The following is a 26,081-nucleotide window of genomic DNA, read 5'->3' as shown; positions in this document are numbered from 1 at the left end:
TCCATCCACGCAATCGGGAGGGGCTTTCGATGAATCTGGGCAAACGCATGGCCGCCGAGTTCTTCGGCACGTTCTGGCTGGTACTGGGTGGCTGCGGCAGCGCGGTGCTGGCCGCCGGCTTTCCGCAACTGGGCATCGGCTTCGCCGGCGTGGCGCTGGCCTTCGGCCTAACCGTGTTGACCATGGCTTATGCCGTGGGCCATATCTCCGGCGGCCACTTCAATCCTGCGGTGACCTGCGGCCTCTCCGTCGGCGGCCGGTTCCCGATGAAGGAAGTGGTCCCCTACATCGTGGCGCAGGTGATCGGCGGACTCGTGGCCGGCGGTGTGCTGTACCTGATCGCCTCGGGCAAGGCCGGCTTCGACGCCACTGCCAGCGGCTTCGCCGCGAACGGCTATGGCGAGCACTCCCCCGGCGGATACTCGATGGGCGCCGCGGCGGTGTGCGAGATCGTGATGACCGCCTTCTTCCTGTTCATCATCATGGGCACCACCCACAAGCAGGCGGCGGCCGGCTTCGCAGGCATCCCGATCGGCCTCGCGCTGACCCTGATCCACCTCATCAGCATCCCGGTCACCAACACCTCGGTGAACCCGGCGCGCTCGACCGCGGTGGCCTTCTTCCAGGGCACCTGGGCGGTGCAGCAGTTGTGGTTCTTCTGGGTGATGCCGATTGTCGGCGGCGTGATTGGTGGCTTGGCCTATCGCTATCTGCGTAGCGACAACGAATAAGCGGCGCTACTTCGCAGCGAAACAAACACGCGGCTTTTGGCCGCGCGTTTGTTTCAAGTCTCGTAAAGCACGAATTACCTGCAACCACCGCTACACGACTGATGTTGAATTAAGTGCACTCTGGATCGTGTTTTTGAGTCGAACAAAGGGGGAAATGGTGGACATAGTAAGCACCACAACGAAAGAAAAGTGGAAAGTGATTGCATACGGTGCAATGATTACCGCCTTTCTGATGTCCTTACTCACCACAGGCCACCTCGGGGATAAAATCGCTTCCACCCAAGCAATCGATCACTTCGCAAGAACGATCGGATCATTCGTTCCAGCGGCCAATGCCGTCGCAATCCAGACTACATACCCAAGCATTGCAAGACTCACCATAGCAAGCCAATGGCTATTCTTCCCCATCTATCTGACATGCATGATTGTCACTCAGCAACATTGGGGAGCCTTGCATTGGAAAGAAGGCATATCGAAAGCAATCCGAATCAAAGCACGCATCGCCTCGATATTCCTCTTCATAATCTTCGGCGCCTACATCTATGGAGATTTCACGAATGGCCCCTTGAGCGTACTTCGTGGAACACCATTCAGTCCAGACTCAACGTGGTTTTTTACCTTGCCATTTGCTGGCCGTTTTGGCTTAGCTGTCTCCGCATTCATAACACCCTTGCTCGAAGCAACCATATACTGCGTGTTTCTTGTCTTCGCTGTTGCATTCATCACTTGGCTTGCTGGACTGAGAGGAAAACAAACCAAGAATCATCCCAACGAATGATAGAGCGCTGTGGAAAACACGACCCAATGTGCACTTGATGGGCTTGTTTCAAGCCTCGTAAAGCTCGATCGGCAAACCGTCTGGATCGGCGAAGAAAACGAAGCGCTTGCCGGTGTATTCGTCCACGCGCACCGCTTCGCAGGCCACCCCGCAGGCCGTCAACTCCGCCACCACGACATCCACGTCGTGCACCACGAAGGCGAGGTGGCGCAGACCCTGCGCCTCCGGCCACGAGGGCCGCGGCGGCGCGCCCGGGAAGGAGAACAGTTCCAGTTGCACGCCGGGGCTGACTTCCAGGTCGCACTTCCAGGAATCGCGCGCCTCGCGGTAGACCTCGCGCACGATGCGCAGCCCCAGCACCTCGCTGTAGAAAGCCTTCGAGCGCGGGTAATCCGAGCAGATCAGGGCGACGTGGTGGATGGCTTGCAACAACGCCATGCTCAGGCCTCCGAGAACGGGAACGCCAGCACCTCGGCAATGGCATCGGTACCTGCAAGGCACATCAGCAGGCGCTCCACGCCCAGCGCCACGCCGGCGCAGTCGGGCATCGCATCGAGCACGGCGAGCAGTTGTTCGTCCACGGGCAGCTCGCGCTGGCCGCGGTCGCGGCGCCGCGCGTTGTCCCGTCCGAAGCGTGCGCGCTGCTCGGCTGCGTCGTTCAACTCGTGGTAGCCGTTGGCCAGTTCGTAGCGGCCGAGGTACAGCTCGAAGCGCTCGGCCAGCGGCGGATCGCCCGCGCGCAGCTTCGCCAGCGCGCACTGGCTGGCCGGGTAGTCGTGGATCACCGTGATGCGGTTGCGCGGGAACGCCGGCTGCAGCCTGTGGGTGAGCAGCAGGTCCAGCCAGTCGTCGCGGGTGAGCCCTGCGGGGTCGATGCCCTGCCCGGCCAGCGGCGCACGCAGGTCGTCGAGCGGCGCATGCGCGGGGTCCAGCCCCAGTTCCTCGATGAACAACTGGCGATAGCCGACGATCAGCACCTCGGCGCGACGCCCCTGAAAGGCCAGCGCTGCTTCGACCAGCTCAATGGTTTCATGCATCAGGCGGCGGTGGTCCCAGCCGACGCGATACCACTCCAGCATGCTGAACTCGGGATTGTGCCGTCCGCCTGCCTCGCCGTTGCGGAACACGCGGCCCAGCTCGTAGCAGTCGCCCACGCCCGTGGCGAGCAGGCGCTTCAGCGGAAACTCCGGCGAGGTGCGCAGCCAGCGCTCGCGTGCACCGGCATCGACGTGACCGCTGAACTGCGTGCTGAAGCTCTCGATGTTGGGCTCGGTATTGCCGGCGGCGGAAAGGATCGGCGTCTCCACTTCCAGCACCTTGCGCTCGGCGAAGAAGCTGCGGATCAGGGCGTAGACGCGTGCGCGCAACTGCAAGGCCGGCATGCGGGGAAAGGTCTCGACCGTCATGCCCCGTGCTCCGCCAGCAATGCCAGCAACCGCGCCTCGTCCCACACCGGCACGCCCAGCTCGTTGGCCTTGTCCAGCTTGGAGCCGGCTTCGGCGCCGGCCACCACGAAGCCGGTTTTCTTCGAGACGCTGCCTGCGACTTTCGCGCCCAGCGCCTCGAGCTTTTCCTTCGCCAGGTCGCGGCTCATCGTGGGCAAGGTGCCGGTAAGCACCACGGTCTGGCCTTCCAGCGGAAGGGCGGCGGAACGCGCCGAGCGCGGAATCGCATCGAGCAGGCGTTGCATCGCCGCTTCCGCCTCGCGCAGGGCCATCAGTTGCGACGCGTCCGCCAGGTACGCTTCGAGATTGATTGCGGCCGCCTGCGGCAATCCCGCGGTGATCCACTGCGGCTGCCCCGCGTCGAGCAGGCGCTGCAAGGTCGCATATTGCGCGGCCAGCAGCGCCGTGCCCTTCGGGCCGAGTTTGTTGACGCGCGCCATGTCCAGCAGCACGGCGAGGTCCAGGCCTTCGCGCAGCTTGGGCGAAGGCTCGCCCTCGTCGCCGAAACGGATGCCGGCGGCAAGCAACGCATCGACCACCTGCTGGTTGCCCGGCTGCGCGAAGAAGCCGGCGATGGATGCGGCCACCTCGCCGCCGATGTCCGGCAACACGCGCAACACCGGCGCCGGCATGCTGCGCACGAACTCCAGGCGGCCCAGCCACGCGGCCAGGGTCTTCGCCGTGCTCTCGCCGATGTGCATGATGCCCAGCGCGAACAGGAAGCGCGCCAGCGTGGTGCTCTTGCTGGCAGCGATGCCGTCGAGCAGGTTATCCGCCCACTTGGTGGCGATCTTGCCTGCCTTCACCGTCTCGGGCGTGGTGCCGTCGCGCTCGTCGGCGCGGCGCTTCATCTCCAGGAAATCGTCCAGCGTGAGCCGGTAGAGATCGGCCGGTGTGTGCACGTAGCCGAAATCCACCAGCGCATCGACATAGCGCTCGCCCAGGCCGTCGATGTCCATCGCACGGCGCGAGGCGAAGTGGATCAGTGCCTCCTTGCGCTGCGCCGCGCAGATCAGGCCGCCGGAGCAGCGGTAGGCCGCTTCGCCTTCCTCGCGCAGCAGCGCCGAGCCGCACACCGGGCAATGCGCCGGCATCGTCCACGGCCGCGTGTGCGGCGGACGCTGTTCGGGTATCACACGCACGACTTCGGGAATCACGTCGCCCGCGCGGCGCACGATCACCGTATCGCCCACGCGCACGTCCAGCCGCGCCACCTGGTCGGCGTTGTGCAGGGTGGCATTGGTGACGGTGACGCCGGCCACCTGCACCGGCGCCAGCCGGGCCACCGGCGTGGCGGCCCCGGTGCGGCCGATCTGGATTTCGATGGCTTCGACCGTGGTGCTCTGTTCCTGTGCGGGAAACTTGTGCGCAATCGCCCAGCGCGGCGCGCGCGCCACGAAGCCCATCTCGCGTTGCCCCGCATAGTCGTCCAGTTTGTAGACCACGCCGTCGATGTCGTAAGGGAGGCTGTCGCGCTTCGCGCCGATGCGCCTGAAGTAGGCGACCAGGCCCGCGAAGCCGCGCGCCGTACCCACCTCGGGCGACACCGGGAGACCCCATTCGCGCAGTTGCTGCAGCGTGGCCGAATGCGTGGGCGGCAGTTCGCCGCCTTCCACCACGCCCACCGCATAGGCGAAGAAGCTCAGCTTGCGCTTCGCGGTGATCGCCGGATCGAGCTGGCGCAGCGAGCCGGCCGCGCCGTTGCGCGGATTGGCCAGGGTCTTCTCGCCCTGCGTGCGGGCGCGCTCGTTGAACGCTTCGAAATCCTTGCGCAGCATGATCACTTCGCCGCGCACCTCCAATACCTCGGGCCAGCCCGCGCCGCGCAGCTTCAGCGGAATCGCGCGCACGGTGCGCAGGTTGGCGGTGACGTCCTCGCCGGTCTCGCCGTCGCCACGGGTGGCACCCTGCGCGAACGTGCCGCGCTCGTAGCGCAGGCTGATCGCCAGGCCGTCCAGCTTGGGCTCCACCGAGAACAGCGGTTCGCTGCGATCCAGGGTCTGTTCGATGCGCCGTTCGAACTCGGCCACCTCGTGGAAGCGGGTCCGCTCGTCCTCGCCGGGTTGCTCGAAGGCATTCGACAACGACAGCATCGGCATCGCGTGCCGCACTTCGGCGAAACCTCCGCTGGCGCGCGCGCCCACTTTCCGGGTGGGCGAATCCGGCGTGGCCAGTTCGGGATGTGCCGCCTCCAGCGCTTCCAGCTCGCGCATCAGGCGATCGTATTCGGCATCGGTGATCGCCGGGTCGTCGAGCACGTGGTAGCGATGGTTGGCCTGTTCGATGCGCTCGCGCAGGTCGGCGGCACGGGTCTTGCTGTCGGCGGGGACGGGAGATGCGCTCATGGACGCAGTTTAGCGATCCGCACGCCGTGGCGGACGGTCGGCATAAGCGAATCAAAAGCCTTGGAGCGTAGCCTGAACCTCCGGCGGCCACGTCCCCCGGCCGCCAGGGAGGCATCCCATGCGCACGACACGTCTCGCACTGTTGCTGCTCGCCTTCACCCTGCCTGCTCCGGCTTTCGCCAGCGGCGGCCCGCTCGGCATCGACCACCGCCTGCATTACGACAACAGCGGCATCTGGAAGCGCAGCAACCAGAACATTCTCATGTACGGCTCCATCGTGACGGTAGCCGGTGGCGCGCTGGCCTTCGGCGACCAGGACAAGCTGGGCGACACGTTCTGGCGCTCGGTGGACGCGATGGTGATTTCCGGCCTGGGTGCGCAGGCGCTGAAATACACGTTTCAGCGCGAGCGCCCTTCGCAGACGTCCGATCCGAACCGCTTCTTCGAAGGCACCCACGCACAGAGCTTCCCCAGCGGCGAGGTCACCGCGATCACCGCCGCGGTGACGCCGTTCATGGTGAACTACGGCCCCGATCATCCTGCGGTCTATGCGCTGGCGCTGTTGCCTGCCTACGACGCGGTGGCGCGCATGAAGACGCGCGGCCACTGGCAGACCGACGTGCTGGCCGGCGCCGCGCTGGGCGCGGGCGTGGGCATCTGGACCGCGCACCGGAAATCGTCGCTGCTCATCGGCTGGTTGCCGGGCGGCTTCCAGGTCGGCTTCGTGCACCACTTCAAACCCGGCCCGTGATGGCTGCCACGCACCGTGCAGAAACACGCGGCACAGCCACGGACATGCCGCCCCCGCGACCGTGGACGATGAAACTCCGCTGACTCCGCGCAGAGGCATGACCGCAGGCAACCTGTCGCAGCAGCTATCATGCGCGCAATGTCCCTGCACGACGCCGAGCCCTCCGACCAAGCCGATGCTGTCGCCACAGCAACCGCGGTCGAGGCGGCACCCGCAATCTCTTCGCGCGAGCGCTACCGCGGACTGCTGTGGCTGGTGGCGGCGGCCTTCTTCATGCAGTCGCTCGATTCCACCGTGGTCAACACCGCGGTGCCGGCGATGGCCGAGGCGCTGAAGGAAACGCCGCTGGGCATGCGCAGCGCGCTGACCAGCTACGTGCTGACGCTGGCGATCCTGATTCCGACCAGTCCGTGGCTGTGCGACCGCTTCGGCACGCGCCGGGTGTTCGGCGGTGCCATCGTGCTGTTCGGCGTGGGCTCGCTGTTGTGCGGCGTATCGCAGACGCTGCCCCAGCTGGTGGCGGCGCGCGTGCTGCAGGGCGTGGGCGGTGCGGCGCTGATGCCGGTGGGACGCTACGTGCTGGTGCGCAGCATCGACAAGCGCGAATTCGTGGGCGCGATGAGCACGGTGGCCACCTTCGGCCTGCTCGGTTCGGTGCTGGGTCCGTTGCTGGGCGGCGCGCTGGTGGAATACACCACCTGGCGACTGATCTTCCTGGTCAACGTGCCGGTAGCGATCGCCGGCATGTGGATGAACCGGCGCGACATGCCCGAATACCGGCTCGAACGGGCCAACCGCTTCGACCTCCTGGGTTTCCTGCTGTTTGCAATCGCCTCCGCGCTGCTGCTCGCCGCGTCGGAACTGGCCGGCGCCGATCCGGTGCCGTGGTCCGAGATGGCCGCCTGCAGCGGCATCGCCCTGCTGCTCGGCGTGGTCTATGTGTGGCACAGCCGGCGTACCGCGTACCCGGTGGCCGATCTTTCCCTGCTGCGGGTCCGCAGCGTATGGGTGGCGCTGGCCGGCGGCCTGTTCACCCGCCTGGGCATCTCCGGCATGTTCCTGCTGCTGGTGCTGTTCCTGCAGGTGGGTTGCGGCTGGTCGCCCTTGGCGGCGGGCCTGATGATGGTGCCGCAGGCGCTGGGCTCGATCGCCGCGAAGTGGGCGGTCAACCGCGCGCTGGTGCATTTCGGCTATCGCCGCCTGCTGCTGGGCAACACCCTGATGGTGGCCTTGCTGCTGGCCGCGTTCGCGCTGTTCGGACAGGGCACGCCGGGCTGGCTGATCGCCGTGTTCACCTTTGCCTACGGCGCCTTCGCCGGCCTGCAGTACACGGTGATGAACACGCTGATCTACAACGACCTGGACATCAAGCACGCATCGATGGCCTCGTCGATGGCGTCCACCGTGCAGTACCTCGCGATGAGCTTCGGCATCGCGCTTTCCACCCTGCTGATGCAGGCGCTGCTGCGCGGGCATGAGCCGCACGATTTCGTGGTCGCGTTCCGCTGGACGGTGGTGTTGCTGGCCGTGGTCACCGCCGCCGCCAGCCGCGTGTTCGGCCAGTTGCGCGACAACCGGCAGCCCGAGGCACTTGCCGCCACGCCCTGAGCATCGCCACCGCACGGCAACGCGATAGCATGCGGCAATGCCCTCGCCCGGACGCGCCGCATGCACCACGCCAGCGACATCCTGCTCACCCTGTTCATCGTGTTCGTCGCCGCGCAGGTCGGCGGTGAAATCGCGCAACGGCTGAAACTGCCCGGCGTGGTGGGAGAAATCGCCGCGGGCTGCGTGGTCGGCCCTTCCCTGCTCGGCTGGATCGCGCCGGAACAGGTCGCCACCGGCACGCCGCTGGACGTGCTGGCCGAGATCGGTGTGGTCTTGCTGCTGTTCTCGGTGGGCCTGGAAACGCGGCTGGACGACCTGAAGAAGGTCGGCAAGACCGCCTTGCTGGTCGGCGTGATCGGCGTGCTGGTGCCGTTCGGCATGGGTGCGCTGTGGGCGCACGGCAGCGGCTTCGGCTGGGACAAGGCCATGTTCGTGGCCGCCGCCTTCGTCGCCACTTCGGCCGGCATCACCGCGCGCGTGCTGCAGGAACTGGGCGCGCTGCAGCGCATGGAGAGCAAAGTGATCCTCGGCGCCGCCGTGATCGACGACATCCTCGCCATGCTGCTGCTCGGCGTGGTGGTGTCCCTGCAAGGCGGCGAAGGCTTCGACACCGGCCGCCTGCTGCTGGTGCTGCTCGAAGCTGTGGGCTTCATTGCGGTGATCGGCTGGGGCGGCTCGCAGGTGATGCGCCGCAAATCCCACTGGCTGGACAAGCCGCGCCACGCGCAATCGCCGTTGCTGATCGCGTTGGCGCTGTGCCTCGGGCTGGCCTACGTCTCCACCCTGTTCGGTCTCGCCGCCATCATCGGCGCTTTCCTCGCCGGCATGATCGCCTCCGAAACCCGCCAGCGGCACATGCTGGAAAAGCAGACCCAGCCGCTGCTGGCCTTGCTCACACCGTTCTTTTTCGTCGTCACCGGCAGCAAGATCGATCTGCACGAACTGGCCAGCGCCGACGCGTTGTGGATGCTGCTGGTCGTCACTGCGATCGCCGTCGCCTCCAAGCTGATCGGCGGTGGACTGGGCGCGCTGCCGCTGGGCCGGCGCGCCGCCGCCATCGTGGGCTTCGGCATGGTGCCGCGTGGCGAAGTAGGCGTGGTGATCGCCAGTCTCGGCCTCGCTGCCGGCGTGTTCAACAACCGCGTCTACGCGATCATCGTGGCGATGTCCCTGCTCACCGCGATGGTGACGCCGCCGGTGCTCGCGTGGCTGTTGCGTCACACGCCGGCAGACGCCGGCACGGACAGCACGGACACGCCTCCACGATGACGCTGGAATGCTTGCTGTCCATCGCGGCATGCAATCTCGTTCACGCCACAGGAGGGCGGCAACGGCATAAACTTGCGACCGCCAGCATCGATTCGCCACTCACCCAAGGAGGTTCTCCCATGAGCATCAAATCCCTGCTCGCTCTCGCTTTCACCGCCGTGCTCGGCGTCGCCGCCAGCGGCACCGCCGCCGCGCAAAGCAACGGCGTGCTCGTGCGCAACGACGGCATCTATCTGCGTTGCGACCAGTGCGGCACCGTGCAGAGCGTGGAACAGAACATCACCCAGGGCGGCGGTCACGGCACCGCCGGCGCGATCATCGGCGCCATCGCCGGCGGCGTGCTCGGCAACCAGGTCGGCAAGGGCAACGGCAAGAAGCTCGCCACCGTGGGCGGCGCCGTGGGCGGCGGTTTCGCCGGCAACGCGATCGGCAACAACACCGGCAGCAGCACCAGCTGGGTCGTGCGCATCAGGATGGGCAACGGCAGCTACCAGAACGTCCAGGTAAGGGACGCCAGCGCGATCCGCCAGGGCGACCTGGTGCAGGTGGACCAGAAAGGGAACATCACGCGAATCCAGTAAGCGTTGCCAAACCGCATCGAAACGGAACGCCCCGACCGGGGCGTTCTGTTTGAGCGGGACCTCGTGCGTGGTTGCTCAGGCAGCCTTCTGTGGCCAGTGACAGATGAACCCGGTGAGGCCAGCCAGACGGCACCTTGTATCGCAATTTGCCCGTCGCCCTTCGAGCAGATGCTGCCGACCATCTTCTCCGTGGCTGCACAAGCATGCCGCCTATGTCTCCGAGTGCATAACGATCTGCGATTTGGCCATTCCGCTCTAGCGGATGCTTAACGCCTCCCGTGGTTTTCTGGAATCCGAGCACGCCAGCACCGGAGGCACCGATGTACGACGCACTCACACCATCCATCCACGCGTGGAACGAGCGGGTTCTCGCAACCATTGAAAGATGCGTGGTCAGGCAGGGGCAAATCGACGTGAACCATCTTGCCGCCGAGCTTTCGCAGGTTGCGGCATGGCCCGGTTGTCCGCAGGCCGCCGGACTTTCTCCCGCATCAGAGACACCGTCCTATCGACGGCTGCCGCTCGGCGCGGACGAGGCGCACGGCTATGAAGCGCTGTTGATCCTGTGGCCGCCGGGCCATGCGACGCCGATCCACGACCACGACGGCTTGTGGGGCATGGAATTCGTGCTCGACGGCGTGCTGGAAGTGGAATCCTTCCAGCTCCTCCCGCAACCCACCATCCACCTGGAGCGCGATCACAGCCGGATCGTGGGTGTCGGCGACCACGTCGCGTTTTCCCAGGCCGACTATGCGCATCGATGCCGCAACCTCTCCAGGAACCGCCAGGCGCTTTCCCTGCACGTATACGGCGGCGAACTGAACCGCTATCACAGCTTCATCCACGACCATGGGCAATGGTCCAGCGAGCTGCATCAGGCCGTGCGCGAAAGTACGACGCTCGCGTAGGCGTCCCCCTCCCTTTCCCTACCAGAGATCTTGACCATGCCGGATATCGCAATCATCGGCGGCGGCGCGGCCGGAGCGGCGCTGTTCGGCGCCCTCCTTTCACGCGACACATCGGACGCTGTGCACTGGGTGACCGGAAGCACGCCCCGCATCGGACGCGGCGTCGCCTATGGCACGTCGCACGATCATCACCTGCTGAACGTGCGGGCGGCCGGCATGGGCCTGTACCGGGACGCGGACGAGAGCTTCGTCGAATACAGCGCAAGGAGCCACGCCGGCTCCAGGCCCACCGACTTCCTGCCGCGCCAGCTGTTTGGCGAGTACATCGAATCGCAACTGGACAGGCGCATACGCAACGCGGAACAGCACGGCCGGCGCTTCGCCATCGTTCCCGCCACCGCCTCGGGCATCCAGCCCTCCGCCAACGGCTACGAGATCGTCCTCGACAATGGCGGCACCTTGACCGCCGGGCGGGTGGTCCTGGCCTTGGGCGCGCTTCCCCCGCGTCCGCTGCGGACGGTTTCGAAGCGCGCGCTCGGCAGCGGTGCCTACGTGTTGGATCCGTGGAGCCTCACCGCGCGTCCGAACCGTCCGCGCCGGCTCATCGTGATCGGCACCGGGCTGACCGCCATCGATACCGTGATCTCGGCCTCCATCCGCTGGCCAGACGTGGAACTGGTCGCCGTCTCGCGCCACGGCTTGCCGCCGTTCGTGCATCCGGCGCTTCCCATCGATCCGTTCCCGCAACAGGCCGAACTCAACGCCATGCTGCTGGCATGCGACGGGCCGGCGCCCGTACTCGCCGAGATCCGGCGCAGCTTCCACGAGCACCCGCACGTCGACTGGCGCAGCGTGATCGACGGCATGCGCCCGATCAACGCGAAACTCTGGCAGGCCTTCACGCCGCGCCAGCGCAAACAGTTCCTGCGGCACGCGCGCTGGTTGTGGGAATCGGCGCGCCATCGTGTGCCGCCGCAATCGGCCGAGATCATCCAGCAACTACGCGACGAAGGGCGATTGCAGATCCATGCCGCCCGCGTGCTCGACGTGGATGGCGAAGGCCCGCTCGATGTGACGGTTCGATCCCGCGACAACCAGCTCGTGACCACCCTGCAGTCGGATGTCGTGGTGCAGGCCACAGGCCTGGACACCGCAGCTGCCTTCGCCGAACACTCCCTGGTGTCGGGTCTGCTGCGTGACGGGCTCGCGTCGGCCGATCCATTGCAGCTCGGCGTACTGGCCGAACCGGACGGGCGACTGATCAATGCGGCTGGCGAGATACAGCCAGGACTTCATGCCATCGGATCGCTGCTTAGGGGCAATCTCTGGGAATGTACGGCGATGCCGGAAATCCGCGTCGCTGCCGATGCATTGGCGACTCGATTGAACACGTCGCGAGCGGATTGCGACGAATTGCCCGAGTTGCTTGTCGTGGGCTGACTGGAGATATCAGATCGATTGTTTTCACGAAGAGGAGTGGCAAAAGGATTTTCGGCGGCCCTGAAGACAAGGCGGCGCAAACGATGTCTCGGCGCGAAAACTCTATTTCTGGCCGGCTCGAATCAACGGGGACGCTACGGATGCTATATAGCGGCAGCGAACTGCTCCCGATAGCTCGCAGGTGGCACACGCAAGCGCCGCATGAAGGCTCTCCGCATGCGTTCCTCGTCCCCGAACCCGCAAAGGAAGGCAATCTGCTTGATTGCAATGTGGTTCTCCTCGAGATGGCGGCAGGCTGTCTCCAGGCGAAGGTCTTCGATCAGCTTGGCGGGTGTGCGGCCGTACTGGTCGACAAATTTGCGCGCGAAGGTACGTGGCGTCATTTTCATGCGAGCGGCCAGACGTTCGATGCTGAGCTCTTCGTCGAGATGCTCGACGATCCAGACATGCAGGGTTTCGAGCTGCGACTTGAGTTTGCGCGTACCTGCACCAGCCTGAGTGGCCAAGGTACGGCTGAATTGTGCCTGCCCGCCGGGTCGATGCAGGAAAACGACGAGGTCTTTGGCAACAGCAAGACTCAGCCGGCGATCGTGATCGACTTCTACCAGGGTTAACGCCAGATCGATGCCCGCCGAGATGCCAGCGGACGTCCAGATGTTTCCGTCGTTGACATAGATGGGATCGAGCTGCACTTGTACAGCCGGAAATTGTGCGAGCAATTCATCGACCGATGCCCAGTGCGTCACGGCACGGCGCCCATCAAGCAGACGTGCCGAAGCCAATAGAAAAGCGCCAGTGCAAACACTACAGGTGCGCCGCACGATGGTAGATGCGTGCGCTATCCATTCGACGAGCACCGTGTCGCGCATCGCCTCGGCAACCGTAACGCCGCCGACTACGATCACAGTGTCCAACTCGTGCACATTGACCGATGCAAGCGATTGCGTCTGGATTGCGACGCCGGACGACGTGCGTACCAAATTGCCTGCTGTAGACAGGTAGATCAACTCGTAAAGCGGCGAACTTTCACCCGATAACCGATTGGCGCTGCCGAATACTTCGGCGGGTCCGGCGATATTGAGAGCCAGTGCGTCCTCGAACAGTACGAATGCAACGATTTTCGCGGAAGGCATCGGCGTGGCAGAAAAGGAGGGTTGATTAGCGTTGCGCTACGGAAGCGGAGTCGTCAAGGTCTCATTCCAATCAGACGTTGTCGCATGATGCGTCGGATAGCTGCTCATCGATGATGAGTGTGAGCCTAACCTTGAAGGATGAGTTATGAATCGCTTATCGATTTTCGCGACCCTCGCCGCACTGGCCGTAACGGCGCACGCATATGCTGCCGACGCTCCGACTCTCACCCCCGAGCTTCAGCCTTTGGACATCGCCTCCGGTACCTGGCAATACCATGGAGAGAACTTGGCGACGGCTGATCAAAAAGCCGGCAAATGGACGTGGCTGGAAGAGTGTGAATGGTCTGCAAACCATGCCTTCATGTCATGCAGTTTCACCATGAACTGGCCCGACAAGGTCGTAAAGTCGCAGGCTGTAAGTACCTACAACTACAGCGACAAGAGTTATTGGCACTACGAAATGTTCGACTCTGATAACGGCGGTGCCGACCCTTTCATCGCGCGCATGACCATCGCCGGTAACACGTGGACACATTACGGTAACGCCGACAAAAAGACCTATCGTGTTATTTACCACTACGTATCACCGACTCAAGTAACCGTGCGTATCGAATTGTCCAGCGACAATGTTCACTGGGCGACGCTGGCTCAGGGCGAGGGCGTCAAGGACGTCAGAGCAACCATGCGCAATTCAAATCGTTGAGTTCGGCAACGATTGGTCAACGTGCTGGCGCCTGCAGTTACGTGTTCTTCCGCCTTGTCGACCGATCTGAGCTGTCAGCAGGTCTCGTGTGTAAAGACTAAGGGTGATTTCGACCTTGCCCGTCCTGCATGCCTGGTGCGAGGACGGCCTCTGGCGAAAATGCCGGATGCCTGAGGGTGCAAGGCGCAGGTAGTTTGGGACGCGCATATCGGTTCGCTGTGGAGCGATATGTGTAGCGACAATCCCATCCTCAGAAAAGCAAAACCCCCTGTAAAAACAGGGGGTTTGCAGTTTTGGCGGAGAGAGTGGGATTCGAACCCACGGTAGGCTTACACCTACGGCAGTTTTCAAGACTGCTGCCTTAAACCACTCGGCCATCTCTCCGGATTGTCGTGCCGCTAGCCATGCTGCGCATGGCTCTACGCCAGTTTTACTCGGGACTTCCCGTCCCTCGCCCTTCGGGCCAGCGGCTTCGCCGCTGTTCGCTTCGGCTTCCTGCCTCCGCGAGCAAGACTGCTGCCTTAAACCACTCGGCCATCTCTCCGGATTATTCCGCTGGTTGCTCGCGTGCCGGCAGACGGCACGCATCCTATCAGGTCTGCCCCGTTCCCTGCCCCGTGCGGCCCTTGCGCGACAGCGCGACCAGCGCCCAGATCGTGATGGCCACGGGAATCAGTGCGCCGAGCAGCGGCAGCAACACGACGGGCTGGCGAATGCAGAGCGGCACCAGTTGGGTGGCGGTGGCATAAGCGACGATGGTGAGTCGCACGTTGCGGCGACGCGCGATCCAGGGGCTGGCGATGATCAGCAGCAGTGCGATGCTGCCCAGCACGATGTCCAGCAGGGGCATCGACCAGACGCCGGCAAAGCCGAGGCGGGTGAGGATCACCGAGCCAAGCACCGCGAGCAGGAAATAGCTGCTCCAGTACTCGACCTTGTCCCAGCCGTGCCCGGCAGGCGCGTTCACGCAATCCGCTCCTGGCCGCCCATGTACGGGCGCAGCGCGTCGGGCACGGTGATCGAACCATCGGCGTTCTGGAAGTTTTCCATCACCGCTACCAGGGTGCGGCCCACGGCGAGGCCGGAGCCGTTGAGCGTGTGCGCCAGCTCGGGCTTGCCGGTGGCTGGGTTGCGCCAGCGCGCCTGCATGCGGCGCGCCTGGAAGTCGCCGCAGTTGGAGCAGGAGGAAATCTCGCGGTAGGTGTTCTGGCTGGGCAGCCACACTTCGAGATCGTAGGTCTTGATCGCGGAGAAGCCCATGTCGCCGGTACACAGCAGCACCTTGCGGTACGGCAGGCCCAGCAGCTGCAACACCTTCTCGGCGTGGCCGACCATTTCCTCCAGCTGCGCGTGCGACTGTTCGGGCGCGGCGATCTGCACCATCTCCACTTTTTCGAACTGGTGCTGGCGGATCATGCCGCGGGTGTCGCGGCCATAGCTGCCGGCCTCGGCGCGGAAGCACATGGAGTGCGCGGTGAAGCGCATCGGCAGCGCGTCGGCCTCGACGATGCTGTCGGCGACGAGGTTGGTGAGCGCCACCTCGGCGGTGGGGATCAGGTAACGCTTGCTGTCGCCCACCAGGGTGCTGAAGAGGTCTTCCTCGAACTTCGGCAGCTGGCCGGTGCCCTGCATGGTCGCGGCGTTGACGATCAGCGGCACGTTGCACTCGAGGTAGCCGTGCTCGCCGGTGTGCAGGTTGATCATGAACTGCGCGAGCGCGCGGTGCAGCCGCGCCAGCTGGCCGCGCAGCACGGTGAAGCGCGCGCCGGAAAGCCTGGCGCCGGCATCGGCATCGAGCCAGCCGTGGCGGGCACCGAGGTCGACGTGGTCTTTTACCTCGAAGTCGAACGTGCGCGGCGTGCCCCAGCGCAGTTGCTCGGCGTTTTCGGTCTCGTCCTTGCCTGGCGGCACGGACTCGTGCGGGATGTTCGGGATGCCCAGCGCGATGTCGGCGAGCTTGGCCTGTACGTCGGCCAGCGCGGTCTCGTTGGCCTTGAGCTTGTCGCCGATGCCGGCGACCTCGGCCATCAGCGGCGCGGTGTCCTCGCCCTTGGCCTTGGCCTGTCCGATTGCCTTGGAACGGGTATTGCGCAGGTTCTGCAGCTCCTGCGTCTCGGTGGCTAGGCGCTTGCGCTCGCTTTCCAGCGACTCCACGGCGGACACGTCGAGCTCGAAGCCGCGGCTTTCCTTGAGGCGCGCCGCGGTTTCGGCGAGGCGCGAACGCAACAGGGCGGGGTCGAGCATGGGTGGTTTCCGGGCAGCTGTCGAAAGCGCCGATTATCGCTTTCGCACCCGCTGCGCCGCAACGCGCCGGTGGGCAGGAGCGCACCCTGTGCGCGATTGCCTTGCACTTCGATCAAAGCAAAAGCAATCGCGCACAGGGTGCGCTCCTGCCCGGCTATTTGCCGCGCGCCTTGCGGCGGATCTCGCGCAGCGCCAGCAGCTTGTCGCGCATCTGCGATTCCAGCCCGCGTTCCGCCGGCTCGTAGAACACCGTGCCATCCAGCGCATCCGGCAGGCATTGCTGGTCCAGCGCGACGCCACCTTCGACGTCGTGGTCGTACTGATAGCCGCTGCCGTAGCCCAGCCCCTTCATCAGTTTCGTCGGGGCATTGCGCAGATGCATGGGCACTTCCAGCGTACCCGTCTCCCCAATCGCGGCCTGCGCGGCGGCGAGTGCCTTGTAGGCGGAATTGCTCTTCGGTGCGACGGCGAGATAGACCGCGAGGTTGGCCAGCGCCAGGCGTCCCTCGGGCATGCCGACCCGCTCGAAGGTGTCCCATGCGTCCAGTGCCATGTGCCACGCGCGCGGATCGGCGAGGCCGACATCCTCCACCGACATGATGGTCATGCGGCGCATGAGGTAGGACGGGTCGCAGCCGCCGTCCAGCATGCGCGCCAGCCAGTAGATCGCCGCGTCCGGGTCGGAGGAACGCACGGATTTGTGCAGCGCCGAGATCAGGTCGTAGAACTGCTCGCCCTGCTTGTCGAAGCGGCGCGTGCGGTCGGCCAGCACCTGTTCCAGCGTGGCCTGGTCGATGCGGTTGCCTTCGGCCAGCTCGGCGGCGATCTCCAGCAGGGTGAGCGCGCGGCGCACGTCGCCGTCGGCGGCCTGGGCGATCAGCTGCAGCGGGGCATCGTCCACCTGCAGGTTTTGCGCACCGAGGCCGCGCTCCGCATCCTCCAGCGCACGCCTGAGCGCGGCCACGATGTCGTCCGCCGACACCGCCTCCAGCACGTGCACGCGGCAGCGCGAAAGCAGCGCGGAATTCAGCTCGAACGAGGGGTTCTCGGTGGTGGCGCCGACGAACAGGATCACGCCGCGCTCGATGTGCGGCAGGAAGGCGTCCTGCTGGGCTTTGTTGAAGCGGTGCACCTCGTCCACGAACAGCACGGTGCGCCGACCCTGGGCGAAGTTCACCTCTGCCTCGGCCAACGCCTTGCGTACCTCGGGCAGGCCGGAAAGCACGGCCGAGATCGCCTTGAAGTCGGCCGCGGCGTACTGCGCCACCAGCAATGCCAGCGTCGTTTTGCCGCAGCCGGGCGGCCCCCACAGCACCATGGAATGCAACCGGCCAGCCTCCAGCGCGCGGCGCAGGGCACGGTCGGGCGCCACCAGCCGGCGCTGGCCCACGATTTCATCGAGGTTGCGCGGGCGCATGCGCTCGGCCAAGGGCTTCAGCGCGTCGGGTTCGGCAAACAGGGAGGCGGAGGGCTGAAAGGGATTGGGGGGCATGACCACCATGATACGGCGGCCGGTGCGGACTAGCCCGGGCACCCATGACACCGGTTATCATGTGAGGTTGGTACAGCGCGCACGGGGAGCTGCGCATGTCCGGGGGAATCCGCCAGCATCCAGGTCCGCACCACCATCGCCGAAGGCGAGGCGATGGACTGTGCGCGGCTTTCATGACGGTGCTGATGGTGTTGCTGTCGCTGTCGCCCGCGCACGCGGCAGCCCCGACTGATCGCTGGCACACGCTGGAACGGCAGTGGTTCGACACCGTGGGCATGGCCGAGGGCCTGCCCCATTCCATCACCACCGCGCTGGCGGAGGATCGCGACGGCCTGCTCTGGATCGGCACCATGGGCGGCCTGGCGCGCTACGACGGCTATCACATGCGGGTGTTCGAGCAAGCCAGCGCCACGGCCACCGGCCTGCCCGACACCTATGTGCGCACCCTGCTCGCGTTGCCGGACGGCGGCTTGCTGGTGGGCACGAACGCCGGGGGACTGACGCGTTTCGATCCGCAGACCGGGCAGTTCCACAATTATCCGGTGGGCGCCGGCGGCACCAGCAGCCGCAAGATCTACGCCCTGTCGCCCGACGGCGATCATGGCGTATGGGTCGCCACCGACAGCGGGCTGGACCGACTGGACCTGCGCAACGACCGCATCGAACCGATACCCACCGGCGGAGAAGCCGCACCGCGCGATTTCACCGTTTACCAGGACCGTTCCGGGAACGTCTGGCTGGGCAACAACAAGGGACTGTTCGTGCGTTACGCGGGCAGCGCCGATTTCGTGCGGCCACCGCATCCCGCGGGCGTGGTCGACCAGATACTGCGCAGCGAAATCTGGGCCGTGCGCGAAGACGCCGAAGGCCGGCTCTGGGTGGGCAGCGTGCAGATGGGCACGCTCTACCGCGAGGCCGACGGCAGCTGGCGCATGGTGCCGGGCTTCAGCGGCTACGCCGGCGAGGCGCAACAGGCCACCGTGCGCGATTTCCTGGAGGTGGCGCCGAACCGGATGTGGATCGCCACCGACGGCGACGGCATCGTCACCTACAGCCCTGGCGACATCAGCACGCGCGTGATCGCCCAGGACACTTCGCTGCCCTCCTCCTTGCCCGGCAACACCGTGCGTGCGCTGCTGCTGGGGCAGGCTGGCAATGTCTGGGCCGCCACCGACCTCGGCGCCGCGCGCAGCAACGCCAGCGCCAACATCGCGTTTTCCCTGCTGCCTGCGGCCGATCCCGCGCACTCGCTCTCCAACCCCAATGTGCGCAGCGTCTACGTCGATGCAAGCGGCCGGATCTGGCTGGGCATGGCGGTTGGCGGCATCGACATCATCGATCCGGTCGACGCCACCGTGCGTCACCTGCGGCTGGACGGCAAGCAGGCCCGCCGCGACGTGCAGAGCCTCTCCGAGGCGCCGGACGGCTCGATCTGGGTCGGAACCCAGGGGCTGGCGCGCATCGATCCGGTCACGCTGACCCTCAAAGGTTCCATCCTGCCCGAGCTGGACGGCGGCCCGGTGCTGAGCCTGCTCAGGCTGGGACCGTACATGTTGATCGGCACCTACAACGGCGCCTACCGCTACGACACGCGGAACGGCCAGTTGATCCACTACGGCCACGTCGCCAACCAGCCCGACAGCCTCGGCAGCGATACCGTGCACCAGATCGTGCGCGTGGGCACGTCGATCTGGTACGCCACCAACAACGGCATCAGCATCGCACGCGATCCGTTGCAGACCAGCGGCTTCGTGAACCTGGCTCGGCGCGAAGGCGATTCCGGCAGCCTGCCGCAGAACCTGGTGGATTCCATCGCCGTCGACACGCGCGGCCGCATCTGGGTGGGCACGCTGGGCGGCCTTGCCATGTTGCCGAACGGCGACGCATCGCCCTGGCGTTTCCAGCGGTTCGGCATGGAGGCCGGCCTGGTCAACGACAAGATCACCGCCCTGCTGCCCGACGACAACGGCAACGTGTGGGTCAGCACATCCAACGGCATCTCCGTGGTCGACGGCAACAGCCTGCGCATCCGCAACCTCGGCATTCGCGACGGGCGGCACATCGTCAGCTACATCTATGCCGCCGCCGCGCGCGCACCGGACGACACGCTGCTGTTCGGTGGCCTCGGCGGTCTCACCGTGGTGCGCCCGCTTCGATACCGGACCGACGTCCCACAAGCCCCGCTGCGCTTCACCAACGCGCTGGCGGACGGACACCCGCTGCCCTTGCCCGCCGACCACGGCACCCTTGCGTTGTCAGCCTCCCAACGCAGCCTGCGGGTGGACTTCGCGCTGCTCGACTATCAGGCGCAGCAGGAAACCGACTACAGCTACCGCATGGACGGTTTCGACAGCGACTGGATTGACGTACCCAAGGGCACCCTGCCCAGCGCGATCTACACCAACCTGCCCCACGGCCAATACGTGTTGCACCTGCGCGCCGTGCCGCGCGGACTGCATGCGCACACCGTCGAAAGCCAGCTGGATATCTACGTGGCGCCGCTGTGGTACGAAACCCTGTGGGCACGCCTGCTGGGGATCGTGCTGGCGCTGGCGCTGGTCGTGCTGCTGGTGCATCTGCGCACGCTCTACCTGCGCCACAGCGCCACGCAATTGCAGGCGCAGATCGACGCACACACCCGCGAATTGCTCGCCGCCAACCGGCGGCTGGACCTGCTGGCCAGCACCGACGAACTGACCGGGGTGAGCAACCGCCGCCGCTTCCTCGAACTGGCCGAAGGAGTGCGCTGCGACGCCAGCTCGATGCCCGCCTGCATCGCCCTGCTGGACCTGGATCGCTTCAAGCTGGTCAACGACGAACATGGCCACCTTGCCGGCGACGCCGTACTGCGCACTGCCGCCGGCGTCATCTGCCAGCAATTGCGTACCGGCGACCTGGTCGGCCGCTACGGTGGCGAAGAACTCGTGCTGTGCCTGCCGAACGACACCAGCGAGCAGGCGATGGCGGTCGCCGAGCGGATCCGCAGCAAGCTCCGCAGCACGCTCATCCGGCACGAAGGGCGCGCCATCTCCATCACGGTAAGCATCGGCGTCGCCGAGCTGCGCCCCGGCGAGAGCATGAACTCATGGCTGTCGCGCGCCGATACCGCGCTCTACGAATCCAAGCACCACGGCCGCAACCGCTGCACGCTGGCCAGCTGATTCGGTTGCTCGAACAGCAACGCACCGACGGCGCTGCCTGGCGCGAAGCGCGCCGCCACGAGCACGAGACGCGCAACTGCGACATGGCCAGCTGCAGGCCGCGCAGCAGATGGCCTGGACAGATGCGCATGCCGGCGAAGATGCCGGTGGCGTGCGGTGCGGACCACCATGCCGTTGCCCGCGCTGACCCTGCCTTTCCAGCGCTACCGGCAGGAGACCATCAGTTCTGCAGCGGCTGCACCTGCAACACGGGGGCGTCGCCGATCACGTCGGCGCCCTTGGGTGGCACGAAGGTGAACACCGACGCCGGGATCTCGGCATTGCGCTTCCAGTTCGAGAAACGGATGTCGGTGGTGGAACCGAGCTGGTCCTTGAAGGTCATCCGCGCCAGCCCGTTCGCGTCGAAACCGAGATCGGCATAGGCGAACTGCGGATCCTTGGCGGTGGAAGTGAGGCGCAGCCAGACCAGGCCGTCGTGCTCGCCCTGCTCGGCGACCTTGAACTCCTTGTCCATCTGCTTGAGGTCGGTGAGCACGGTGAGCGGGCTGTGCGCTTCTTCGCCGGACTGGATGCGCACGGTGACCTGCTCCAGCTCGGGGTCGTACATCCACACGCGGCTGCCGTCGGCCACGATGGTCTGCTTGTAGGGAGCAGTGGTTTCCCAGCGGAACTGCCGCGGCGCCTCCAGCGCCAGCGTGCCGCTGCTGGTCTTGCCGGCGTTGCCGTTCGGATCGAGCAGGGCCTGGGTGAAATTGCCGGTGAGCGAATGCAGGCCGGTGGCGAACGCGTCCAGCCGTGCGCGGGCTGCACCGGTGGCGGCCTGTGCTACGCCTGTCAGCGACAGCAGGAGCGCTACGACGACGAGAATGAGGCGTTTCATGGAGACTCTGTGCGCAATGCGATGCGCGCATTGTAGAGGGGAAGGCTTAACCGTTCGACGCTGACCGCAACGCCAGGGCTCGCTCTTCTCTGCCGGGAGTACGCAAGGAGATGCCGTGGATGACGTCGGCGTTGAGGCGCAAGGCAGGCAAGATGAGGAAGTCTTGCCTTGTTGCCCGATTGGAGCGATCCGTCTTGCCGGCTCGTCTCAGGAATCGCCCCTCACTCCAGTCCTATCCTGAAGGGGAGAAGGAGCGAATCGCTCAACCCTTGGGCGGCGGCGGTGCCAGCACTTCGCGATTGCCGTTGTGCTGCGGCGCGCTCACCACGCCGTCCTGCTCCATCTGCTCGATCAGACGCGCGGCGCGGTTGTAGCCGATGCGCAAATGCCTTTGCACACCCGATATCGAGGCGCGGCGTGTCTGGGTGACGATAGCCACGGCTTTGTCGTAGAGCTGGGCATCGGCGTCGCCGCCCTCCTCGCCCTCCTGCGGCAGGCCGGAGTCGTTGATGAACTTGCCGTCGGAGGTGGCCTGCACTTCCTCCAGCACGCCTTCGATGTATTGCGGCGCGCCCTGCGCCCGCAGCCAGTTCACCACGTTGTGCACCTCGTGGTCGTCCACGAAGGCGCCGTGCACGCGCTCGGGCATCGCGGTGCCGGGCGGCAGGTAGAGCATGTCGCCGTGGCCCAGCAGCGCCTCGGCGCCGGACTGGTCGAGAATCGTGCGCGAGTCGATCTTGCTCGACACCTGGAACGCGATGCGGGTAGGGATATTCGCCTTGATCAGGCCGGTGATCACGTCCACCGACGGACGCTGCGTGGCCAGCACCAGGTGCACGCCGGCGGCGCGCGCCTTCTGCGCGAGGCGGGCGATCAGCTCCTCCACCTTCTTGCCGACGATCATCATCATGTCGGCGAACTCGTCGATGATGATGACGATGTAGGGCAGCGGCTCCAACGGCTCGGCGGCGAGGTTGGGCATCTCGGGATTGGGACGGAACAGCGGGTCGAGCAGCGGCTGGCCTGCGTTCTCGGCGTCCTTCACCTTCTTGTTGAAGCCGCCGAGGTTGCGCACGCCCACCGCGGCCATCAGCTTGTAGCGGCGCTCCATCTCGGCCACGCACCAGCGCAGCGCGTTGGCGGCTTCCTTCATGTCCGTCACGACCGGCGCGAGCAGGTGCGGGATGCCCTCGTACACCGAGAGCTCCAGCATCTTCGGGTCGATCATGATCATGCGCACGTCTTTGGCACTGGCCTTGTACAGCAGGCTCAGCACCATCGCGTTCACCGCCACCGACTTGCCCGAGCCGGTGGTGCCGGCCACCAGCAGGTGCGGCATCTTGGCCAGGTCGGCCACCACCGCGCGGCCACCGATGTCCTTGCCCAGCGCCAGCGCCAGCGGCGACTTGGTCTGGTCGTATTTGTCCGAGCGCAGGATCTCGGAGAGGTAGACGATCTGCTTCTTGGTGTTGGGCAGCTCCAGTCCGATCACGTTCTTGCCAGGGATCACGTCTACCACGCGCACGCTGACCACCGAGAGGCCGCGCGCGATGTCCTTGTCCAGGCTGGATACCTGCGAGCCGCGCACGCCGGGCGCCGGCTCCAGCTCGAAGCGCGTGATGACCGGGCCGGGATACACGCCCACCACCTTGGCATCGATGCGGAACTCCTTGAGCTTCAGTTCCACCTGGCGCGACAGCACTTCCAGCGTTTCTTCCGAATAGCCCGGGCCCTGCTCCGGCGCTTCGTCCAGCAGCGACAACGGCGGCAGTTCGCCCGGCTGCGAGGCGCCGGTGAACAGCGGAATCTGCGTTTCAACCTTCGCCCGCTCGCTCTTGGCCACCGGCGTCGGGGGTGCTTCGATGCGTACCGGCTCGCGCTTGGCCTGCTTCACGGCCTCGGCCTTCTTCACCACGTCACGCTCGGCACGCGCCTGCTGCGCCTTGATCACATCGGGCGCCGCGCGCAGCTTGCCGCGCAGCCATTCGACCGCGCGCAGCGTGGCCTGCCCGGTCCAGTCCATCACCTTGAACCACGACAGACCGGTGGCCAGCGTCACCGCGACGAGGAACAGCGCGAGCAGCAGCAGCGGCGCGCCCTTGTCGCCGAAGGCGGCGAGCAGGCCATGCGCTACCGCACGACCGATCACGCCACCGGCGCCTTCCGGCGCCATCGTGCTCTGCGGGAAGTTGAGCCAGCACAGCCCCGGCGCGGTGATGAAGAAGAACACCGAGCCGACCAGCCGCAGCGAGGACTCCCACGGCTGCACCGGCAATACGCCACGCTGACGCAGCACCGGCACGCTGAGCGCCAGCAGCAACAGAGGGAAGAAATACGCCACGCCGCCAAACAGGTAGCGCAGCAGGTCGGCCACATAGGCACCCACCGTGCCGCCGAGGTTGCGGCTGTGCGCGACCACGCCGGCATGCGACCAGCTCGGATCCTGCGCGTCGTAGCTGAACAGGCACACCAGCAGGTACAACGCCAACGCCAGCAATACCAAGGCACCCGCCTCGCGCAGGCGGCGCTTCAACTCGTCGCTCAGGCCGGCCGACTCCTTCTTTTGTTTGACGTTTGCGCTTGGCGCCACCGGGACGTGCTTCCGTAATGTCGATAGTCCAGGCAAGTCTACACAGGCGGCGCAGGCTTCAGTAGCCGCCGTATCCCTTGAATCGGCCGCCCACCTTCCCCATCCTTGCGGTTCCACGTCGTGCCGGCCACGGCGATGAAACCTGCACGGCGGTTGCGGCGAATAGCCCTGCAACCGCCGACCACCCTGAGGAACCCGCGCATGACCGCCACGCCCAAGCACACCCGCCTGCTGATCCTCGGCTCCGGCCCTGCCGGCTACACCGCCGCGGTCTATGCCGCGCGCGCCAACCTCAAGCCGACCATGATCACCGGCCTGCAACAGGGTGGGCAGCTGATGACCACCACCGATGTGGACAACTGGCCGGGCGATGTGGAAGGCCTGCAGGGCCCGGCGCTGATGCAGCGCATGGCCGAGCACGCCGAGCGCTTCCATACCGAGATGATCTTCGACCACGTCCACTCGGTGGATCTCGCCAAGCGCCCGTTCCGCCTCACCGGTGACTCCGGCGAGTACACCGCTGATGCCCTGATCATCGCCACGGGTGCCACCGCCAAGTATCTCGGCATCGCCAGCGAGGAGAAGTTCAAGGGCAAGGGCGTGTCCGCCTGCGCCACCTGCGACGGCTTCTTCTTCCGCGAGCAGGAAGTGGTGGTGATCGGCGGCGGCAATACCGCGGTGGAAGAGGCGCTGTACCTCTCCAACATCGCCAGCAAGGTCTACCTGGTGCACCGCCGCGACAAGCTGCGCGCCGAGAAGATCATGCAGGACAAGCTGTTCGAGAAGGCCGCCGCCGGCAAGATCGAGCTGGTGTGGAACCATACCGTGGACGAAGTGCTGGGCGACGACTCCGGCGTCACCGGCGTGCGCGTGAAGGACGTCAACTCCGGCGCCACCCGCGACATCGCCGCTACCGGCTTCTTCGTCGCCATCGGCCATACGCCCAACACCGGCATCTTCGCCGGCCAGCTGGAAATGCACGACGGCTATCTCAGGATCAAGAGCGGCCAGAACGGCATGGCCACCATGACCTCGGTGCCCGGCGTGTTCGCCGCTGGCGACGTGGCCGACCACGTGTACCGCCAGGCGATCACCTCGGCCGGCTTCGGCTGCATGGCCGCGCTGGATGCGGAGCGCTGGCTGGAGCAGCAGAAGCCGGCTGGCTGAATCACCGCGTCCCAAGACTTGAAAGCGCTCTGATCTTGTCCGTCATCCCAGCGAAAGCCGGGATCCAGCGTCTTAAGAACATGGCGCGCGAAGGCGCTGGATTCCGGCTTGCGCCGGAATGACGAGCCAAGGCAAAGAGATTGAACCGCATGAGCGTCGCCACGCTGCACTACATCCACGACCCGCTGTGCGGTTGGTGCTACGCCGCCCAGCCGCTGGTGGGCGCGGCCATCGCGCAGTTGGGTAGCCGCCTCGCGCTGCGCCTGCACGGCGGCGGCCTGTTCGGCGAGCCACGCCGCGTCGATGCCGCGCTGGCGCAACACATCGTGCATTCCGACGAACGCATCGCCCAGCTCAGCGGTCAGCCGTTCGGCGAGGCCTACAAGCAGGGCCTGCTGGCGGACGACGGCACCGTGCTGTATTCGCTGCCGCCCATCGCCGCCGTGCTGGCCGCCGAATCGCTGGATGCCGCGAAGGCCTACCCGATGCTGGTCGCGATCCAGAACGCGCACTACCGGCGCGGCCTGCGCGTGGTCGAACCGCAGGTACTGGCCGAACTGGCCGAGGAAATCGGACTGGATGCCGCGCACTTCGCCCAGGCGCTCGTACGCGCGGACGGCCACGACCTGTTCGAGCACATAGAAGCCAGCCGTCGCCTGCTGGACGAAGCGGGCGGCCGCGGCTTCCCCAGCCTGCTGCTGGAAATCGACGGGCGCCGCGCGCTTCTTCCGCACCATCACTATTACGGCCGCCCCGATACCTTCGTGCAGATGCTCGCCACGCAACTGCCGGCCTTGCACTAGGCAACGGACTCCCCGGTAGGAGCGCACAGGGTGCGCTCCTACAGTGGCTAAT

At 65.9% G+C, this 26,081-nt stretch carries 21 protein-coding genes and 1 tRNA gene; 12 read left to right on the top strand and 10 right to left on the bottom strand.

All coding sequences use genetic code 11. The features are described 5' to 3' along the window. The first annotated feature begins 29 nt into the window (after positions 1-29). Both aqpZ and IHE49_RS04700 read left to right on the top strand, forming a co-directional pair. On the top strand, positions 30-731 hold the full coding sequence (gene aqpZ / locus IHE49_RS04705; protein WP_192155306.1) for an aquaporin Z: 702 nt from the start codon (positions 30-32) through the stop codon (positions 729-731). After that, a complete protein-coding gene (locus tag IHE49_RS04700) occupies positions 691-1,509 on the top strand; it encodes a hypothetical protein (RefSeq protein WP_192155304.1) in 819 nt (272 codons plus the stop codon). Before aqpZ ends, IHE49_RS04700 begins: the two co-directional genes overlap by 41 nt. Before the next feature lie 48 nt (positions 1,510-1,557). On the opposite strand, the gene IHE49_RS04695 is transcribed toward IHE49_RS04700, so the two are convergent. Genes IHE49_RS04695 through ligA form a run of 3 tightly spaced genes read right to left on the bottom strand, consistent with a single transcriptional unit; the run spans position 1,558 to position 5,299 of the window. After that, positions 1,558-1,947, bottom strand: coding sequence for a VOC family protein (locus IHE49_RS04695; protein WP_192155302.1), 390 nt, complete (start codon positions 1,945-1,947; stop codon positions 1,558-1,560). A 2-nt stretch (positions 1,948-1,949) separates the two neighbouring features. Next, the gene (gene epmA / locus IHE49_RS04690) at positions 1,950-2,915 is read right to left on the bottom strand and encodes an EF-P lysine aminoacylase EpmA (RefSeq protein ID WP_192155300.1); all 966 of its coding nucleotides are present in this window, start codon (positions 2,913-2,915) and stop codon (positions 1,950-1,952) included. Then, positions 2,912-5,299: an NAD-dependent DNA ligase LigA gene (gene ligA / locus IHE49_RS04685; protein WP_192155298.1), complete on the bottom strand. Its 2,388-nt coding sequence runs from the start codon at positions 5,297-5,299 to the stop codon at positions 2,912-2,914. Before ligA ends, epmA begins: the two co-directional genes overlap by 4 nt. A 118-nt stretch (positions 5,300-5,417) precedes the next feature. Here ligA and IHE49_RS04680 point away from each other — a divergent pair, with 118 nt between their 5' ends. From IHE49_RS04680 to IHE49_RS04655, 6 genes are all read left to right on the top strand, one after another. Further along, entirely contained in the window at positions 5,418-6,050 is a 633-nt protein-coding gene (locus IHE49_RS04680) for a phosphatase PAP2 family protein (RefSeq protein WP_192155296.1), read from the top strand. Between the two features lie 129 nt (positions 6,051-6,179). Then, positions 6,180-7,658, top strand: coding sequence for an MFS transporter (locus IHE49_RS04675; protein ID WP_225578132.1), 1,479 nt, complete (start codon positions 6,180-6,182; stop codon positions 7,656-7,658). A gap of 60 nt (positions 7,659-7,718) precedes the next feature. Next, positions 7,719-8,927: a cation:proton antiporter gene (locus IHE49_RS04670; protein ID WP_192155294.1), complete on the top strand. Its 1,209-nt coding sequence runs from the start codon at positions 7,719-7,721 to the stop codon at positions 8,925-8,927. Positions 8,928-9,046: 119 nt separating this feature from the next. Further along, positions 9,047-9,508, top strand: coding sequence for a glycine zipper 2TM domain-containing protein (locus tag IHE49_RS04665; protein WP_192155292.1), 462 nt, complete (start codon positions 9,047-9,049; stop codon positions 9,506-9,508). A gap of 413 nt (positions 9,509-9,921) precedes the next feature. Continuing rightward, positions 9,922-10,416 carry a cysteine dioxygenase family protein gene (locus IHE49_RS04660; protein WP_192155290.1) on the top strand — a complete coding sequence of 165 codons (495 nt, stop codon included), beginning with the start codon at positions 9,922-9,924 and terminating at the stop codon, positions 10,414-10,416. A 36-nt stretch (positions 10,417-10,452) separates the two neighbouring features. Next, positions 10,453-11,856: an FAD/NAD(P)-binding protein gene (locus tag IHE49_RS04655; RefSeq protein ID WP_192155288.1), complete on the top strand. Its 1,404-nt coding sequence runs from the start codon at positions 10,453-10,455 to the stop codon at positions 11,854-11,856. A gap of 143 nt (positions 11,857-11,999) precedes the next feature. On the opposite strand, the gene IHE49_RS04650 is transcribed toward IHE49_RS04655, so the two are convergent. Next, a complete protein-coding gene (locus IHE49_RS04650; RefSeq protein WP_192155286.1) occupies positions 12,000-12,989 on the bottom strand; it encodes a DJ-1/PfpI family protein in 990 nt (329 codons plus the stop codon). A gap of 145 nt (positions 12,990-13,134) precedes the next feature. Here IHE49_RS04650 and IHE49_RS04645 point away from each other — a divergent pair, with 145 nt between their 5' ends. Further along, complete coding sequence (locus IHE49_RS04645) at positions 13,135-13,692, top strand: DUF1579 family protein (protein WP_192155284.1); 558 nt, start codon at positions 13,135-13,137, stop codon at positions 13,690-13,692. A 294-nt stretch (positions 13,693-13,986) separates the two neighbouring features. Here IHE49_RS04645 and IHE49_RS04640 read toward each other — a convergent pair. The 4 genes from IHE49_RS04640 to IHE49_RS04625 form a co-directional block, all read right to left on the bottom strand. After that, a tRNA-Ser gene (locus IHE49_RS04640) sits at positions 13,987-14,076 on the bottom strand. A gap of 208 nt (positions 14,077-14,284) precedes the next feature. Further along, the gene (locus tag IHE49_RS04635; protein ID WP_192155282.1) at positions 14,285-14,659 is read right to left on the bottom strand and encodes an LrgA; all 375 of its coding nucleotides are present in this window, start codon (positions 14,657-14,659) and stop codon (positions 14,285-14,287) included. Next, positions 14,656-15,936 (bottom strand): serine--tRNA ligase, encoded by a 1,281-nt coding sequence (gene serS / locus IHE49_RS04630; RefSeq protein ID WP_192155280.1) that lies wholly within the window; start codon positions 15,934-15,936, stop codon positions 14,656-14,658. Before serS ends, IHE49_RS04635 begins: the two co-directional genes overlap by 4 nt. A 154-nt stretch (positions 15,937-16,090) precedes the next feature. After that, positions 16,091-17,428, bottom strand: a complete 1,338-nt coding sequence (locus IHE49_RS04625; protein WP_192155278.1) for a replication-associated recombination protein A — start codon at positions 17,426-17,428, stop codon at positions 16,091-16,093. Between the two features lie 173 nt (positions 17,429-17,601). Between IHE49_RS04625 and IHE49_RS04620 the strand changes: the two genes are divergently transcribed. After that, complete coding sequence (locus IHE49_RS04620) at positions 17,602-20,589, top strand: ligand-binding sensor domain-containing diguanylate cyclase (protein WP_192155276.1); 2,988 nt, start codon at positions 17,602-17,604, stop codon at positions 20,587-20,589. Positions 20,590-20,809: 220 nt separating this feature from the next. Here the strand turns inward: IHE49_RS04620 and lolA are convergent, their stop codons facing one another. Together lolA and IHE49_RS04610 are read right to left on the bottom strand one after the other, a co-directional pair. Then, entirely contained in the window at positions 20,810-21,469 is a 660-nt protein-coding gene (gene lolA, locus IHE49_RS04615; protein WP_192155274.1) for an outer membrane lipoprotein chaperone LolA, read from the bottom strand. A 262-nt stretch (positions 21,470-21,731) separates the two neighbouring features. Further along, positions 21,732-24,002, bottom strand: a complete 2,271-nt coding sequence (locus tag IHE49_RS04610; protein WP_225578190.1) for a DNA translocase FtsK — start codon at positions 24,000-24,002, stop codon at positions 21,732-21,734. A gap of 258 nt (positions 24,003-24,260) precedes the next feature. Between IHE49_RS04610 and trxB the strand changes: the two genes are divergently transcribed. Together trxB and IHE49_RS04600 are read left to right on the top strand one after the other, a co-directional pair. Then, positions 24,261-25,226, top strand: a complete 966-nt coding sequence (gene trxB / locus IHE49_RS04605; protein WP_192155270.1) for a thioredoxin-disulfide reductase — start codon at positions 24,261-24,263, stop codon at positions 25,224-25,226. A gap of 149 nt (positions 25,227-25,375) precedes the next feature. Then, entirely contained in the window at positions 25,376-26,029 is a 654-nt protein-coding gene (locus IHE49_RS04600) for a DsbA family protein (protein WP_192155268.1), read from the top strand. Positions 26,030-26,081 lie beyond the last annotated feature (52 nt).

The sequence above is a fragment of the Rhodanobacter sp. 7MK24 genome (assembly GCF_014842995.1).
Lineage (GTDB): Bacteria > Pseudomonadota > Gammaproteobacteria > Xanthomonadales > Rhodanobacteraceae > Rhodanobacter_A.
This window is presented reverse-complemented; position numbering and strand designations above follow the sequence as displayed.